The sequence below is a fragment of the Mojavia sp. genome (assembly GCF_059505145.1).
Genome location: NZ_JCACKA010000087.1, coordinates 1 through 15,687, shown reverse-complemented (window position 1 = coordinate 15,687; position 15,687 = coordinate 1). Strand labels below are relative to the sequence as shown.

General features: G+C 40.5%; 14 protein-coding genes. 7 read left to right on the top strand and 7 right to left on the bottom strand.

Going from position 1 to position 15,687, the window contains the following annotated elements; translation table 11 throughout:
- Positions 1-433 (bottom strand): hypothetical protein (locus tag AC5JL8_RS25565; protein ID WP_495882485.1); only part of this gene is annotated, 433 nt, incomplete at its 3' end.
- Positions 434-893: 460 nt separating this feature from the next.
- On the opposite strand from AC5JL8_RS25565, the gene AC5JL8_RS25560 reads away from it, so the two are divergent.
- Positions 894-1,034: a hypothetical protein gene (locus tag AC5JL8_RS25560; RefSeq protein WP_495882484.1), complete on the top strand. Its 141-nt coding sequence runs from the start codon at positions 894-896 to the stop codon at positions 1,032-1,034.
- 324 nt (positions 1,035-1,358) lie between these two features.
- Here the strand turns inward: AC5JL8_RS25560 and AC5JL8_RS25555 are convergent, their stop codons facing one another.
- Together AC5JL8_RS25555 and AC5JL8_RS25550 are read right to left on the bottom strand one after the other, a co-directional pair.
- On the bottom strand, positions 1,359-1,523 hold the full coding sequence (locus tag AC5JL8_RS25555) for a DUF8639 family protein (RefSeq protein ID WP_495882483.1): 165 nt from the start codon (positions 1,521-1,523) through the stop codon (positions 1,359-1,361).
- Positions 1,524-1,607: 84 nt separating this feature from the next.
- Positions 1,608-1,775, bottom strand: a complete 168-nt coding sequence (locus AC5JL8_RS25550) for a hypothetical protein (RefSeq protein ID WP_495882482.1) — start codon at positions 1,773-1,775, stop codon at positions 1,608-1,610.
- Between the two features lie 204 nt (positions 1,776-1,979).
- Here AC5JL8_RS25550 and AC5JL8_RS25545 point away from each other — a divergent pair, with 204 nt between their 5' ends.
- On the top strand, positions 1,980-2,633 hold the full coding sequence (locus AC5JL8_RS25545) for a PAP/fibrillin family protein (RefSeq protein ID WP_495882481.1): 654 nt from the start codon (positions 1,980-1,982) through the stop codon (positions 2,631-2,633).
- 35 nt (positions 2,634-2,668) lie between these two features.
- On the opposite strand, the gene arfB is transcribed toward AC5JL8_RS25545, so the two are convergent.
- The gene (gene arfB / locus AC5JL8_RS25540) at positions 2,669-3,082 is read right to left on the bottom strand and encodes an alternative ribosome rescue aminoacyl-tRNA hydrolase ArfB (protein WP_495882480.1); all 414 of its coding nucleotides are present in this window, start codon (positions 3,080-3,082) and stop codon (positions 2,669-2,671) included.
- A gap of 228 nt (positions 3,083-3,310) precedes the next feature.
- Here arfB and egtC point away from each other — a divergent pair, with 228 nt between their 5' ends.
- From egtC to AC5JL8_RS25520, 4 genes are all read left to right on the top strand, one after another.
- Complete coding sequence (gene egtC / locus AC5JL8_RS25535) at positions 3,311-4,099, top strand: ergothioneine biosynthesis protein EgtC (RefSeq protein WP_495882479.1); 789 nt, start codon at positions 3,311-3,313, stop codon at positions 4,097-4,099.
- Positions 4,074-5,405, top strand: a complete 1,332-nt coding sequence (egtB, locus tag AC5JL8_RS25530; RefSeq protein WP_495882478.1) for an ergothioneine biosynthesis protein EgtB — start codon at positions 4,074-4,076, stop codon at positions 5,403-5,405. The genes egtC and egtB overlap by 26 nt, the downstream gene beginning before the upstream one ends.
- 445 nt (positions 5,406-5,850) lie before the next feature.
- The gene (locus AC5JL8_RS25525) at positions 5,851-7,575 is read left to right on the top strand and encodes a serine/threonine protein kinase (RefSeq protein ID WP_495882477.1); all 1,725 of its coding nucleotides are present in this window, start codon (positions 5,851-5,853) and stop codon (positions 7,573-7,575) included.
- A gap of 733 nt (positions 7,576-8,308) precedes the next feature.
- Positions 8,309-10,918, top strand: coding sequence for a CHRD domain-containing protein (locus tag AC5JL8_RS25520; RefSeq protein ID WP_495882476.1), 2,610 nt, complete (start codon positions 8,309-8,311; stop codon positions 10,916-10,918).
- 368 nt (positions 10,919-11,286) lie between these two features.
- Here AC5JL8_RS25520 and AC5JL8_RS25515 read toward each other — a convergent pair whose 3' ends face one another.
- The 3 genes from AC5JL8_RS25515 to AC5JL8_RS25505 all read right to left on the bottom strand — a co-directional run bounded on the left by AC5JL8_RS25515 (position 11,287) and on the right by AC5JL8_RS25505 (position 14,558).
- Positions 11,287-13,566 (bottom strand): FHA domain-containing protein, encoded by a 2,280-nt coding sequence (locus AC5JL8_RS25515; protein WP_495882475.1) that lies wholly within the window; start codon positions 13,564-13,566, stop codon positions 11,287-11,289.
- Positions 13,563-13,856 carry a DUF6760 family protein gene (locus AC5JL8_RS25510; protein WP_495882474.1) on the bottom strand — a complete coding sequence of 98 codons (294 nt, stop codon included), beginning with the start codon at positions 13,854-13,856 and terminating at the stop codon, positions 13,563-13,565. Before AC5JL8_RS25510 ends, AC5JL8_RS25515 begins: the two co-directional genes overlap by 4 nt.
- A 252-nt stretch (positions 13,857-14,108) precedes the next feature.
- Positions 14,109-14,558 (bottom strand): TOBE domain-containing protein, encoded by a 450-nt coding sequence (locus AC5JL8_RS25505; RefSeq protein WP_495882473.1) that lies wholly within the window; start codon positions 14,556-14,558, stop codon positions 14,109-14,111.
- A gap of 96 nt (positions 14,559-14,654) precedes the next feature.
- On the opposite strand from AC5JL8_RS25505, the gene modA reads away from it, so the two are divergent.
- A complete protein-coding gene (gene modA, locus AC5JL8_RS25500; RefSeq protein ID WP_495882472.1) occupies positions 14,655-15,446 on the top strand; it encodes a molybdate ABC transporter substrate-binding protein in 792 nt (263 codons plus the stop codon).
- Positions 15,447-15,687 lie beyond the last annotated feature (241 nt).

Here is a 15,687-nt window from a genome sequence, read left to right as displayed (position 1 = left end):
GATTACCTTGACTTCCGGGAGTGTTGAAATTTTGGTTCCTCTGGGTTCCAGGAGTATTGAGATTTTGATTACCTTGACTTCCGGGAGTGTTGAAATTTTGGTTCCTCTGGGTTCCAGGAGTGTTGAAATTTTGATTTCCTCCAGTTGTTCCAGGAGTGTTGAGATTTTGATTACCTTGACTTCCGGGAGTGTTGTAATTTTGATTTCTTTGGGTACCGGGAGTGTTGAGATTTTGATTGCCCCCTATGCCGGAACCGTCAGTTGTTTGTCCAGCTTGGGAATATAAGCTATGATTTTTTAGCGTTTCACGAATTTTTATACCACTAGATGTGGAATTGGGCAGTGCGGATGCTGGTAGGCTAAGTAAAGCAGTTACACTAGCAACTCCTATGAGGCTAGCAAACGTTTTGTATAAGCTTAATTTTTCGTTCATTGTTATCTCCTTGATTTGAATCTCAAATAATCCTAAACCGCTAAACAATTTGCTATTTTTTCAACAAACTGCTGTTTCACTTCTGACACTGTAATTAAATCAGAAGTCTTTAATTTGTTTTTGCTATGTCCTTTTAAAAGTTAGCTCTGTTAACTTAATGACTCGTCTATCTAAAGGCAAAGATTCAGTATATCAATTAGAGAACTAAAGGCATACTAAATTGATAACTAAAGAGTGATTGATTAATATATGTGCAAAATAATTAGAGTGGCAAACCTAGCTAGCGGGGACTTCCAAAGAAATAAATTAATCAAAAAAATCAACAATCATACCTAAACAATAATAATCATTATGAGGGGGAAATCCTTTATGTCGATACCAGAATCCGAAATCGCCCAATTAGCAGTTGTATAGTCTAGCTATGCCTTGACGGTGCAGTTAAAATTATCTGCTATAAACCATGAGCAATAACGACGAACCTGAAAATTTTGTTGGCGATCGCAGCAATTTCAACTTAGACAAAATCAGAATTGAGATTCCTGGCGATCAAAAACCAACTTATCAGGAGAGGATTCCCTTTGTCTATAACCCAATGGGTTAGATTTCCCTGAGAGGTCGAGCAATGAGAAGTATGTCTTCTGGAACAATACCTTGGTGGGTGCTGATTTCGGCTGGGTGTTGTTTGGAAGGTTGTTTTTATTGCTTTTGAGTACTGCTATATCTTTGATAACATACGCTCTAATCCCATCTTTAATTATTTCTGGAATTCCTGTTTTAATAGGAACACTTGCAAAACTCTCAACAAAAAAACGTAGAAGGAGATAGTTGAGGTTGAGGCGATCGCAGTACCATACCGGATTGCCTTTTCCTCTAAGAAACATAGGAGAGCGATCGCCCTTAATTGTACTTCTGTTAAAAGCGATCGCTAATAGTCATTATCAGCTACACAAATTCCTTTACATTTAATACCGTTCGTAGCTGTGCGCTGACAATGAGAACATAGAACTTTTTCGTTTTCTGTTTTTTGATTGATACTTATATTAGTGCTTGCAGTAAAACAGTCTTTTTCTGTCTGGATTTTTGCAGTCATAAGGGTGGAAGTATTTTTTGCGGTTTACATTTTACAAGTTAGTTAAAAGCAATCATAAATGAGGCAGCTGATTGACTAATCGGTTTATTCAACTTCATCTTCTCCATCACCTTGGACAGTTTTGATAGCTGATTCCAGACGAGAACCAGCCTCACGAATATAATATCCAGCCGCGCCAAGGTCTTCAAACACGCTATCAAATTGAGGATGAGTTGACCCAAAAATCTTTCTCAATGGTAAAAAAGATGACACACACTGCACAAAGTTACCAATAAAATTGTAATATAAATAGCAGTGAAAAAGCACCCAGAATTAGCGTTTTTTTAAGGGAGATGAAAGGAATATTAGGTATAAAACTAAAATGCAGTTTTAGCTTGACAATAAAAAAGTTAACCTCCAAAAAGCAATGAAATAGGGGTTAATCAAACCCACACGCTATCAGGAAAATAAACACCCTTGAACAATCAACTCTTCTTTAAGGAAAAATTACAAGCCTTGCTTAAGGAGATTCAAACCAATAACGATGGCTCTCCTGTTACTAATTTAAAGCTAGATAAAATCTTAGCCGCAGAAATTGAACAATTGACGACCCAACTAGAAAGCGTCAATCCTAATCCTAATCCTCTCCTTCATGCTATTTCTTTGCTGGAGGGAGCTTGGCAATTGCAATACTCCACTGCTAGAGAAATCCGTTCTTTAGCTTCCCTGCCATTAGGATTAAAGGTAGGTAAAGTCTATCAGGTAATTAATGTTGCTAATAAACTATTTTTCAATTTAGCTAAAGTTAAACATTCTTTAGGGCTATTGTCGGGATATGTAAAAGTCACAGCTAGCTTTGAGCCTGCAACAGTTGATTCATCGTCTGTACCAGACAAGCGTATCAATGTCTATTTTGACAAACGTTACCTATCAATTGAGAAGATTATTGGCATTAGTACCCCCCAACTCAATCCATTTAAAGTTGTTCCGGCTAATAATCCTACTGGCAGAATTGCCACCCTTGATATTACTTACTTAGATGAAACCTTGAGAATTGGACGTGGAGGCGATGGCAGTTTATTCATTCTTACAAAATCCAATGATTTACCTGACAACACCACGCTCATCTAAACGCGATAGCGCAGCTTCTTTGGTAGCATCGCATTTTAATCAATGACCTGTCTTCTGGTGGATTTAATCTGCCCTCGCTTAGTTTTACTGTCAAGGCGTTTTTTTTGAGAGCTGCGAGTTGGTTTAGTAGGTTTACGTATTTGGGGCAGTATAACTGCACTTTTGATCAGTTGTTTAAGCCGTTCTAAAGCCTCCTCCCGGTTTTTTTCCTGGCTGCGGTGTTCTTGAGCTTTGATGACAATTACTCCCTCTTGGGTAATGCGTCGGTCGTTCAGTTTTAGAAGTTGCTGTTTATAGAAAGTGGGTAATGATGAAGCTTCAATGTCAAAGCGTAAATGGATAGCAGTGGAAACCTTATTTACATTTTGACCACCTGCTCCTTGTGAGCGAATCGCGCTAATTTCGAGTTCGCTATCGGGGATGATAATTTTGTGAGAGATTTGCAGCATATCTTATATATAGCGTTATTAGCGCGATCGCCCTTGGTCTTGCAGAAAATTGCACCGCGAATTAGTCTTTGCACCCATAAAATATGGTACTTAAGCATGAAAACGAAAAATCATGGGTCAGCGCAACTGCATGAACCGTGTAGCTATGAAGTTTATTGCCGATGAAGATTACAGAGGCTGATTTTCTTGAGATGTTTCATGATCAGTAGGGAAGTTAAGATTTTTATTATGTGTCGTTTACTTGCCTACCTCGGTTCGCCTATTTCTCTGGAACATTTGCTGTACACACCAGAACACTCCCTGATTGTGCAGAGTTATCAACCCCGCGAAATGATTTCTGGGGTTGTTAATGCTGATGGCTTTGGTATGGGTTGGTACGATCAGCAAAAAGCTACCGAACCCTTTATTTACAAAAATATCTTGCCTATTTGGAATGACCAAAATCTGCCAAGTCTCAGCCGTTATGTTGAATCAGGGCGTATCTTAGCCTATATTCGTAGCGCTACTGCTGGTCAAGCTCTAGATTTTAGTAACTCTCAGCCATTTCAGTACCAGCGTTTGTTATTTACCCACAATGGACGGATAGAGAAGTTTCGACAGACGCTATACAGACCAATTCGTAATCACCTCAGCAATGAAATTTATCAATCTATCCAGGGAAGTACAGATTCTGAACACATCTTTGCTTTGCTGCTTCATCACTTGGAATCTAACCCCGGCAAAACTATAGAGCAGGCTTTATACATAACGTTACTTAATTTGTCGGAATTAGCAAAGGAATATCAAACCTCTGTTTCCGCAAACATGGTAATCAGTGACGGAAATCGTCTGATTGCTTCTCGCTTTAGTACACAAACGCCTGCTCCATCTCTTTACTGGCTACGCGATGATCCAACTTTTCCCAAATCAGTAATTATTGCATCCGAACCATTATTTACTGGTAATTGGATCGCTTGCCAAGAAAATAGCATCATCAGTGTAGGAGAAGACTGTGATATCCAATTTGAGCAAATCTAGTGTCAAAGAGGCTATAATTCGCGCTTTCGTTGAATGTCGTTCTACAACTCTGGCGCTGTTCGAGGGTATGGACAAGGCTACGTTTTGTAGTCAACCGCATCCTGATTTTAGTCCTGTTGGCTGGCACTTAGGACATATTGCTTACATTGAGTCTTTGTGGCTGTTAGAACGCAGTGCAGGCTTGCCATGTTTGTTTCCGCAATACCGTCAGCTGTTTGCGGCTGATGGTTTACCTAAAGCAAAGCGTGTGCAATTACCTGAGTTGAAAGAAATCCGTTATTACTTGGATACCGTTAGAGAGAAAGCGCTGGATTTTTTAGAAACCGCTGATGTTGAGCAAAATGAACGTCTGTGGCGCTTTTTGATTCAGCACGAAAGCCAACACTGCGAGATTATTTGCATGGTGTTGGAATTAGCAAAAATCTCAATATCGGATAAGAAGTCGCTTTGCACTGATGAACAAAGCCAAGCATCCCTTGATTTTGAAGAGATGATTCAAATTCCAGCAGGCGAATTTGAGCAAGGGAGCAATTCTATTGATGCTTTGGATAACGAATCTCCTGCACACCAAGTATATTTAGATACTTATTGGATAGACCGCTATCCTGTGACTTGTAGGCAGTATCGGGCATTTATGGATGCAGGCGGTTACCAAAATTCTCGTTGGTGGTCAAAAGCTGGGTGGGAATGGTTGCAAACTGAGCAGGTAACACAACCGCTTTATTGGCAAGGCGATCGCGCCTGGGATAATCACCCAGTTTGTGGTGTTAGTTGGTACGAAGCCGAAGCTTACTCACGATTTGTTGGTAAGCGTTTACCGACAGAAGCTGAGTGGGAAAAAGCAGCTAGTTGGGATGTCACCGCAACAGTTTTAGTTGAAAATTGTAACTGCGATCGCGTAGCGCGCCCTGTTGCCCAACCGCACGGAGTGCGGTTGCCTCAAAGCGGAGCTTTGAGGAAGTCTGTTCTTCCAGAACAAGCGTGTCTTCATACGGGCGATCGCCTCTTCGGTCAAACTACACCAGTTAATGCTTATCCTGGCGGACAAAGTGTCTATGGTTTATATGACACTTTAGGAAACGTCTGGGAGTGGACGGCTTCTTGGTTTGATGGCTATCAAGGATTCCAAAGTTATCCTTATATAGGTTACTCGCAAGTTTATTTTGACCAAAAGCATCGGGTTTTAAAAGGCGGTAGTTGGGCAACTCGTCCTTGGGTACTGCGTCCTAGTTTTCGCAACTGGTATTATCCCAGTGTGCGTCAGCTTTTCGCGGGGTTTCGCTGTGCTACTAGCGATTACCATTAATCCTGGGTAGCGATCGCTACCAATACAACTAGTAAAGATAGGGTTCTTATATTGGCAATTTGTCAACTATCTATTGGTAGATTGAATAAAACTCTACAAAAAGCAAAAGAAAAATGAATTCGAGTCTGTCAATGGAGATTCCAGCATATAACCATCAGGGTATTAAAGAATCACATTAACAAAACTCACTCGAATTCAGTTAAATTTAACATTAGGGATAAATTGGAACTATCTTAAGCCGTGCTTTTAAGCATTTATTAAGTATTTTTATTAAATCGTTACCATTAGGTGAAGTTACTAATATGTTAAGCTGAAATAGATAAATAAATCACAGTAATATAAATCACTAATATTTAATATTAGGTGGCTAACAAAAGACTGCCGTATTATTACTATTTTTGGTTATAAGCTAAAACCTTAAAGTCATTAGGATGGGTTCCATCAAATGCAATCCCCACCTTCTTCTAACTCTTGGCAAGGTCGCTTTATAGGTGATAACCAGCGATACCGTTTAGACAAACGGTTAGGTGGGGGTGGCATGGGGGAAGTATTCCTAGCAACTGATACCCGTGTAGGTCATAAAGTAGCATTAAAGTTATTGAAAGATACGCTGGTAGCATCAGCAGAGATGAGAAAGCGCTTTGAGCGCGAGGTAGCAGTTTGTGCAGCTCTACAAAGTGACCACATTGTTAAGATTAGTGATTGTGGAGTAACGTCTGAAGGCTATCCATTCTATGTAATGGAGTATCTGCGTGGGCAAACGTTACGTCAATTGCTGCTGCGTGAGAAGCGATTATCTGTTGAGCGAACTGCAAGTATCATCACTCAAGTTTGTAAAACTTTACATGTGGCTCACCAAGGAGTGATCCTCCAACGAGATGGAGGTCAAAGTAATGAGCATATTCAGGTGATTCATCGTGATTTAAAACCTGACAATATTTTTCTTGTGCCTACAGATTTAGGAGAGTGGGTGAAGATTTTGGATTTTGGTGTTGCCAAAATTCGGAGTGAATCCGAGCATACCAGTTTGACTATTACATTTATCGGCACATTTCGCTATGCTGCGCCTGAGCAAATCAAAAGCGATAAAAATATAGATGGTAGAGCAGATATTTACAGCTTAGGGATTATCCTCTATGAAATGCTGAGTGCGACAGATCCCTTTGGTTTATGCGTCAAACCTAATAATATCAGTGAAGCCTCTTGGGTATTAGCCCATGCTTATGAGCCTCCTAAACCACTGCGATCGCAACCTGGTTGTGAGCATTTATCTAGTGAACTAGAAGCTGTAGTGCTTAAATGTCTGCAAAAAAATCCCCAGAATCGCTTTGCAACAGTAGAAGAACTTGATCAAGCATTGCAGGCTGCTGTCGAGTATGAACAGTCTATTGTCACAAGTCAAACTTTAGACAAAATAGTTGCATACGAAATTACTCCTCGGCCATTGACACCGATTGAGCAAGGGGAACTGGAGGAAACAATCCCTCCTGTGCAAACGTTGTCCAATCAAGAAACAATTGGGCGATCGCTACAGCCAATTGCACAATGTCAACCTGAAGATGAGACTATTTTACGCCCTCAACCGTTACACAATCAAGGTTCAAATCACGAAACGATTCCTCGACCACTAAATCCTGTTGAGCAAAGCCAACCTGAAGATGAGACTATTATTCGACCACTAAATCCTGTTGAGCAAAGCCAACCTGAAGGTACTCTCATGCAACCACGCCCTTTGCAAAATCAGGGTTCAAATCACGAAACCATACCTCGACCATTGCAAGCACATCCTGTGCCCAATCAAAGCAATAATCAAAATTTAGTTGCTACTTCACCTCTGAATTATGCTGAAGTCAGCAACGCAGATGGCACATTGTATCAGCCACGACCTATACATCATCCATCTGAACAACCAGCAGCGGATGGCACATTGTATCAGCCACGAGCTATACATCATCCATCTGAACAACCAGCGGTAGAGGGTAAAATTTTTCAACAAAGGAAGAATGGGCAGCAAGCTCGCAAACTTCCTCAACATTTTTGGCAAATTCTTGGGGTAGTCTTGACAGTTGGGCTAACTTTAGTAGTGGTTGCCTACTTATATCCTCAGTGGCAATCTGGTAACAATTCAAATGACCAGAAAAATTTACCCAAGTTGTATCATGTATGGTGAGATTTCATGTATCAAGAATAAGGCTTATATGATGTCCGGCAAATTACTTGTGATATTATGTCATCAACCAAGGTAATCAGAGTGCTGTTATAGACTTGTCTTTTGCTTTGATGAAGAATTTCAAAATGTCACCGGATGGTCTAGTTCTCCGAGAGAAAGTTTAGCGATCGCCCCCAACAGAGTAGCGACGAAATCACATTTGGGTTTCAAATTCCTATTGAAGCTTTACCAGAAACATATAACTATACCTTAGTTGTAGATTCTCTTCAGCATTATCCCCAAGATACTCCTATCAATTTTCCGCAACAAATCAAAGTGCTGCTAAAAGAGCGTCAACTCGACAAACTATGTTGAGTTTAAGCAAGTTTAGAAATGCTTGACGCCAGCGAGGTAGTCCTTACAGCTTATAAAAGTCTTAAATGTATGGTATTCAACACCGTGAAATGCAATCATGATTGTTATCATCTCACTCATGTGCTTCTGTGAATGTATGCAACATTGACTAAAAATTTTTGCAACAAGTTTCCTTGTTGTTACAATCCTTCCCATTATTGTAAGAAATCATTGGTATCGCAAAAAATTTGTGTCAGGTTGAAGCGCGACGCAATTGTTTGTATCGCTGAGACTGCCATTTTTTTAATTCCAATTTCAGTCTTAGCCTTTTTTGTGACTTTTTTAACTTGTCAAACACATACATATTAAATAGCAGTATTACTCAAGGAGATAGTCTTATATGACACATCCAATTAATACTTTGCCACCCACTTCTTCAGGGCAATTAGATTATTCAGATCACACTCATGACCACGATACTGAAACAGATGCTGACTTTCTCAGTATCCAAGACCTTCCAGTTATTGATGATTACCTGATTGCAACCCAAGATGCTCCATTAAATGAACGTCCAGCCTTCTATAGTTCCGGTGATCTCTATACCTTTTTGACAACATCGAAAGAGACAAATTTTGTTTTTAATGCCTTCGACTTCTTCGTTCCACCAGGAGGTGGGCCAGTACCACATATTCACAATTACGAACACGAGGCATTTTATGTTGCAGAAGGTAAAGTAAATTTCTTCTTAGGTAACGAAGCTGGGATTACAGGAAGCCCACAAGAATTTGTCTTAGAAGGAGTGCCTACCGGAACTTTGGTTTTTGGGCCAAGATTGAGACCACATGGTTTTAAAAACATTGACTCTACAGCAGCCACATCGGGGGACAATCCAGGGGCAAGAATTCTTTCGATTACGACTCCTGGCGGACTAGATTACTTATTTGAATATGCAGGCGAACCAGTCGAAAATAGGAATAACCCGATCCCGCCTCCACCACAAGGAGGATTTACCCCTGGATTTATAGAATTTGCATTGCGAACTGCTTACCGCGGCCCATCATTTCCTCAAGGCGCTGCATTTCCTGGGTATCAACCGCCAGCAGGTACTCCTAAATATGTCTTGGTACTGCCAGATGACGCACCTCAAGGGCTAAAGGAGAAGATAAAAGCCCAGGTAGCTGGGGTAGAAGGTTTTAGCATTTGGAATGCTAGCGAAAGACCGAAATTTACTGGGCCTTTTGGAATCGAGTACACTTCTTTAACTAGCTTTGAAGAGTCAACAGATAATTTAAGCAACAATCGACTTTCGTACAATCAGTTTTCCCTACAACCCCAAGCTACAGATACATTTGTTCAAGCCAACTTAAATGGCAAACAAGTGGTGGCTCCTACTAAATCGCAGGCAACTGGCGTTGCCAATGTGGAATTAAAAAATAATGGTGATGTTAACTATAGCTTGACAGTTAAAGGTTTGGACTTTGGACTATTATCAAACTCTGGCCATTTCCAAACTCCTAATAATGAGTTAGATGATGTCACCTCTATCGAGATCCATTCAGGTAAACGGGGCAGCAATGATTCAGAAGTGTTTACTATTTTCGATCTCAAACATCATGATAAAGATGATTTCAATATCCGGTTGGATAAGGATGGCTCTGCCACTATTAAAGGCATCTGGGATGAAAAAGAGGAAAAAATTCCAGATGCTCTAAGTAATTTTCTTAAAAATAGTGGCTTACCGGGGCAAGAGAGTGGCTTCTATTTTGAGGTTGATACGAAAGGTCATCCGACAGGCGAGATTCGTGGTCAAATTGCTTACAATACTAATGATTTTGTTGACCAGGTTGAAAGTGATAACTATGAAGCTTTCTATGTAAAAGAAGGACAATTATCTTTCAAAATTGGTGATGAAGTTAGGCTTGTTGAACCGAATACTTTTGTCACTATTGCACCTGGAACTAAATATTCAATTGGTAACTTTGGAGCAACCGCAGTCAAGTCATTGGCAGTCTCAGTGATACCAGAAGAGATTAAGCCAATCATCCCTGATGATAGGGGTTACACCCTGATTGAAGGCAGCGAGACTCAAGATTCTCTCGTTGCTGGTAGCAAGACTAAAGTGCTTGGGAAAGGAGGAAACGATACACTCAAAATTGCCAGTGGCGGCAATAATCTTCTCTATGGTGGTGCTGGGGCTGATCAGTTCTGGATTGCTGATGGTAAATTACCTGATACAGTGAATGATCCTAGACAACCAACCTATTTCGGTCTACTACCGTTAGTAGATACGCAAAACACAATTGTGGACTTTCAACTTGGTGTTGACAAGATTAAGATTAGCGGTATCAACGGTATATCTAGTTTTGACGACTTGAAACTACTGCCTGCCTTTGGCGATATTCGTAGCACCAGCATCATCGCTACACTTGATGGTAAAGAAATTTCTTTAGCAAATGTAACGGGCGTTTTGTACGCTGAATTGTCGGCTAAAGATTTCGTCATACTCCCATCTAGCAATACTGATGACGGAGAATTACTCAACTTAGAACCCTACACTGGTAAAGATGTTAAAGTCACTTTCACCGTGAATCGTGAAGCTGCCTATAATAACTTTGTTGGTTTCTACAAGGTTCAAGATGCACAAGGAACTATTACTGATCCTGTAACGGGCAATCAATTGAAACCAACAGATGCAGGTTATACACAGCTAGCAGTCCAACAGCGTGAGCCTGGAGTTAATTTAAGCGTCGCAAAATTTGGTCAAGCTACCTTTGAAGATACTTTGAAGGGAGGATCTCTCTATGCTCCTTTCTTAATTGCTAATGCTAATCCTGCTACTCTCAACGATGATTTTAGTAAGGTTTACCTTCCTTTTATACAAGGGAACTCAGACAAAGTAGATCACATCCGCTTGCTAGGGGCTAATACCTTTGGCTTTGAGGATTTATATGGTGGTGGTGACCTGGACTTCAACGATATGACTGTCCAGGCTAAGTTCGCAGTTGTATAAAGGGTTTTGTCAATAAGGTTCAGTTAACAGTAGCCGTCATCCCTGAAGGGGTACGAAGTTTATTCAAGGCAGCCGCTCTCTATGAGCGACTGCCGTTTTTATTACGTTATTCTTGTTTAATGTGAAAGAGGCGATCGCTCATTCTTTCTCTAAACAAACTCTTTCCTTTCCACAGATTATAAAGGGCACAACGGGCGTTGTGCAACGCCACTTCCTACCCTGCGGGAAGACACCCGGAGGGTGTCTACAAGTCTGGCGGCCGAACGGAGTGGCTCCCCTACCCGTGTACTTCATTTAGCTGAAAAATGCTGTAAGTGCGATCGCCATAGCAGCCTCACACCTCATTGCATCATAGAGATAATTTATTACTACACTAATGCGTGTTGAATATAATAGATAATTGCTTCTGCTGTTGGTACATTAGTTGCTAGTAGAACTTGGTTAATGTTGCAGCTTCTCAACAGTGCTTCTTCATTTGGCTGCCCATGCTGAGATACTAGAAAGTCTCTCAAGAAAATAACTGCTAAAATATCACCTGAGTTAACTAATGAATTAATTGTTTGATATCCTCCAGATGTAGCTGCTGGGATTTGCTGAGTGATAGTTATACCTGTTTGTTGACGTAATACTTCGCTAATAGATGGCCAAGTAACTGTGTGACTTTGTGAGAAAAACTCTTGATGCTGATTAACAAACTCAGCAAGTTCTGTTTTTTTAGTTTCGTGAGCTATAAGGACTATGTTTTTTTGAGTGAGCATTGGGTGAGGCTCACTTACAGTTACTTCTGCAATGTCACTAAGTTGTGCTGTTTCAGAAACTTCTTCAAGAGTTTGGCTAGTTAACTCAGGAACTTCACCGCTTGACTCAGGTGCGGAAATTGCTATTTCAGGTACATTTAAAAATTCTAGTTCTGTGTTTTCTGGAGTATATATGGCATCTAATTCTGCTGCTGTGATTTCTAAAGCTAGAGCTTCTAAATCGCCAGCAATTACACTAATGTCTTCTGTGTCGCTAGTGCTTAAATCAATTAATGTTTCTTCAAGAAATTGACTAAATTCTACAGATGTTTGATTCCCAATTTCAGACACACTAGCTGCTTCTGCAACTGGTTCAACTATTTCTACATTAGTTATTTTCAAGTCAACAACTTCGCTGACCTCAGTCGGTTGGCTAACTGTATCACTTAGTTCAATGTTCGTATCTTCTAGAGTCACTTCACTAGCGTCTTCCGGCGCTTCAACCTCTGCAATATCTGCTTTAACTTCGTTGCTAACAAATGCTGGTACTTCGTTCACCACATCACGCGCCTGAACGATAGTGTAATCTTGCAGAATTTCTAAATCTATATCTTCATCTGGAACTTGGCTTGTTACCTCAGATAGCTGACTCACTATATCCCGTGGCTGCACGATAGTGAATTCTTGCTGAACTGGTAAATCTAAATCTATATCTTCATCACTGACAGCTTCTGGAGTTTCGCTCAATTCTGCGGGCGATCGCCCAATCATATCACGTGGCTGAACGGTAGTGAATTCCTGCCAAATTTCTGAATCTAAATCTATATCTTCATCACTGACAGCTTCTGGTATTGGGCTGATTAAATAATCTGGTTGCACCAAGCTAAATTCTTCTGCTACTGGTGTATTCAAATATATACTTTCCTCATTAGCGGCTTCTGGTGCTGTACTCATCGCTTCTGGCGACGGGCTGATTAAATCATTTGGTTGCACGAAGGTATCTTCTTCTACCACTGGCGTATTTAAATATATACTTTCCTCATTGGCGGCTTCTGGCGATGGACTAATTGAATCATCTGGTTGCACCAAGCTAAATTCTTCTGCCACTGGCGTGTTCAAATATATACTTTCCTCATTAGCGGCTTCTGGTGCTACACTCATCACTTCTGGCGACGGGTTGATTAAATCATTTGGTTGCACGAAGGTATATTCTTCTACCACTGGCGTGTTCAAATATATACTTTCCTCATTGGCGGCTTCTGGTGCTACACTCATCACTTCTGGCGACGGACTGATTAAATCATCTGGTTGCACGAAACTATCTTCTTCTACAACTTCGCTTGTTGTTTGAAGATTTTGAATACTGTCTTCTAGCGCATTGATTGCCTCTTCTAAATTTGGGGAGACAACATTCACAACTTCTGGGGTTTCTACCTCGTCTTTAGTTTGACTAAATTGCTCTGGAATTTGGTTAAATACTTCTGGTGTTTGATTAACAACATTAATATTGTTGACATTTTCAGTTGTTCGCTTACCAGAAAATAGCGAAGGATCTATAACCCTAAATACTGTCTCTGGTAATTCTGCCGCCAAAGAAGTAATTTCTTCTACTGTTAAAACGTAATCACCAATGCGGATAACGTCTTTATCCTTCAAAATGACTGGTATATTTTTTTCAACCAGTTTACCGTTAATTATTGAGCCATTTCTACTGCCAAGGTCACAGAAATAATAATTTCTACTTTGAACAAAGAACTTGCCATGTATCCGACTGACATCAGGGCTATCCAAAACTAAATCGGAATCAGGAGAACGGCCTACCATACATTCTCCCTTCGGTGTAGTTGCTAATGTTAGGTCAAGTTCGTTAACTTCATTTAGTGTTGGTAAGTAGTTAACTTTTACTTTCATATTAATTTTTCGTTAATTTTATTAATTTCTACTACCCAGTGCTGACGGGTTTTATATTCTAAATTTAAAATATCATTTTGTGACCAATGGAAGTGAGAAGCAATAAAAGCTACCTCCTCATATAAAGTATCAGAGGTGTAGCTTACGACTCCCCCGCCAGTTTTAGCTCCACTGAATATAAATTTGTAAAGCCGGAGGAGAAGCTGGTAAGTTAATACGCTTTTAGTTGATATTTGCCTTGGCGTTGCTATCAGCGATTTTCGGTGAATTGTGGGTGCTTTTAATGACAAGATAATAGCGATCGCCTAATTAAAATCAAGCACAATACTTTGAATATTAAGAAATTTTAATGCAGTTAAGCACTGAGATAATACCTTGGTCGTGTATTCATCTCATGTAAAGTTTCCCTGAGTAGACAACTACGCTAAAATCAGGTTTTCTGGCAAGATAACGCAAGGATATGGTTAATTTAAGGGACAAACCTTTTCTTGTGCAGAGCTTATCCTAATTCTATTCATGCTTCTATTGAACAAAATCTATCTTTAATCCATAGCGATTACTATATCGTTGGATTTTATAACTGCATAGGCTTCTTTACCCTCAGATAATCCCAACTCCTCTGCTGAGGTTCTAGTAATCATTGAAGTTAACTCAACTTTATGCACAATCTCTAGAGTCACTTCGCTATTAACAGCCCCGGTAATCACTCGTTTGACGACTCCTTTGAGGATATTACGTGAGCTAACCTTTAGGGGTATTCTGTGAGTCATTATTTCGGACTCCTCTATAGGCTTTTGAGTATAGATGTCTTCCCTTTTTTCCTGCTTGGTTGGTAATGATAGCGGTGGTGAGGAGTCCTGATTCAGACCACGTACAAGTTCTCGTAGAATCTCGGTTTTGGTGCGCTGAGACTGCTGGCAGAACTCTTCTAGAATCTTGCGTTCTTCTTCCGACGTTTGAAATGTGACCCAACCTTGTTCTTTTCTTGGCATAAAATTACCAATTTATTTGGTATAAATGTGTTTATCTTGGTACGATTCTACCAAGCGTCAATTCTCTGCAATAAATTTTCTGAGTGCAGTTTTTCTATGAACAGAAGACGAATCCTAGCTTTGATTGGTACGGCAATTGCTAGCTTGCTACTAACAGTTACTTTGCCGAAGCTTGACCCCCCAGTAATAGCACAATCTAATACCAACCTACTCGTGTCTGCTGCCGCTAGCTTAAAAGATGCATTAGAAGAAATTAAACTTCTTTACCAACAAAGTAAGCCAAACGTCAATATTAATTATAACTTTGGGGCTTCTGGTGCATTGCAGCAACAGATTGAGCAAGGTGCGCCCGCAGATATCTTTGTTTCTGCTGCTAAAAAGCAAGTGGATGCATTAGAGGGAAAAGGGCTTCTGCTTCCAGGTACTCGTACCATTTTGGCCAAGAATCGTCTAGTCTTGATTGTACCTAAGAATGCTGTAGGTATTAACAGCTTCTACAACTTAAGAGACGCGAGTATCAAAAAAATCGCCATTGGTGAACCCAGAAGTGTACCCGCAGGACAATATGGCGAACAAGTACTTCAGCAGTTGAAACTTTTACCACAGGTCAAGTCGAAATTGGTCTACGCTAACAATGTACGTCAAGTTTTGGCCTCTGTAGAAAGTGGCAACGCTGATGCAGGTTTAGTTTACGCCACTGATGCCAAAATCTCCAACAAGGTAAAAATCGTCGTTGCATCTGACGAAAAATACCACTCAGCAATTATTTATCCGCTAGCTGTGGTAAAAAGTAGCAAAAATGCTAGTGCTGCCAAGGAGTTTGCCCAGTTTTTAACTGGTAGCCAAGCCAAGGCTGTACTTCAGAAGTATGGGTTTATTCTGCCTTAATGCTCAAGGTTAAGCCTGTGGTTGACAGTTGCAGCCAGGAATAAATTTAAGAGGGAACTTTTAACGGACAACGGGGAGCAGCGGAAGAGAAAACTTATTTACAGTAACTCTTCTCCCCCCAGCTTGTCTCAAGAAATAATCTTTAGGACTTACGCACTGAAGTCTGAAACCCTGATCCCCCCTAACCCCCCTTAAAAAAGGGGGGAACGTCTAAAGCCACGCCACTGAGGGAGTCGGGGAA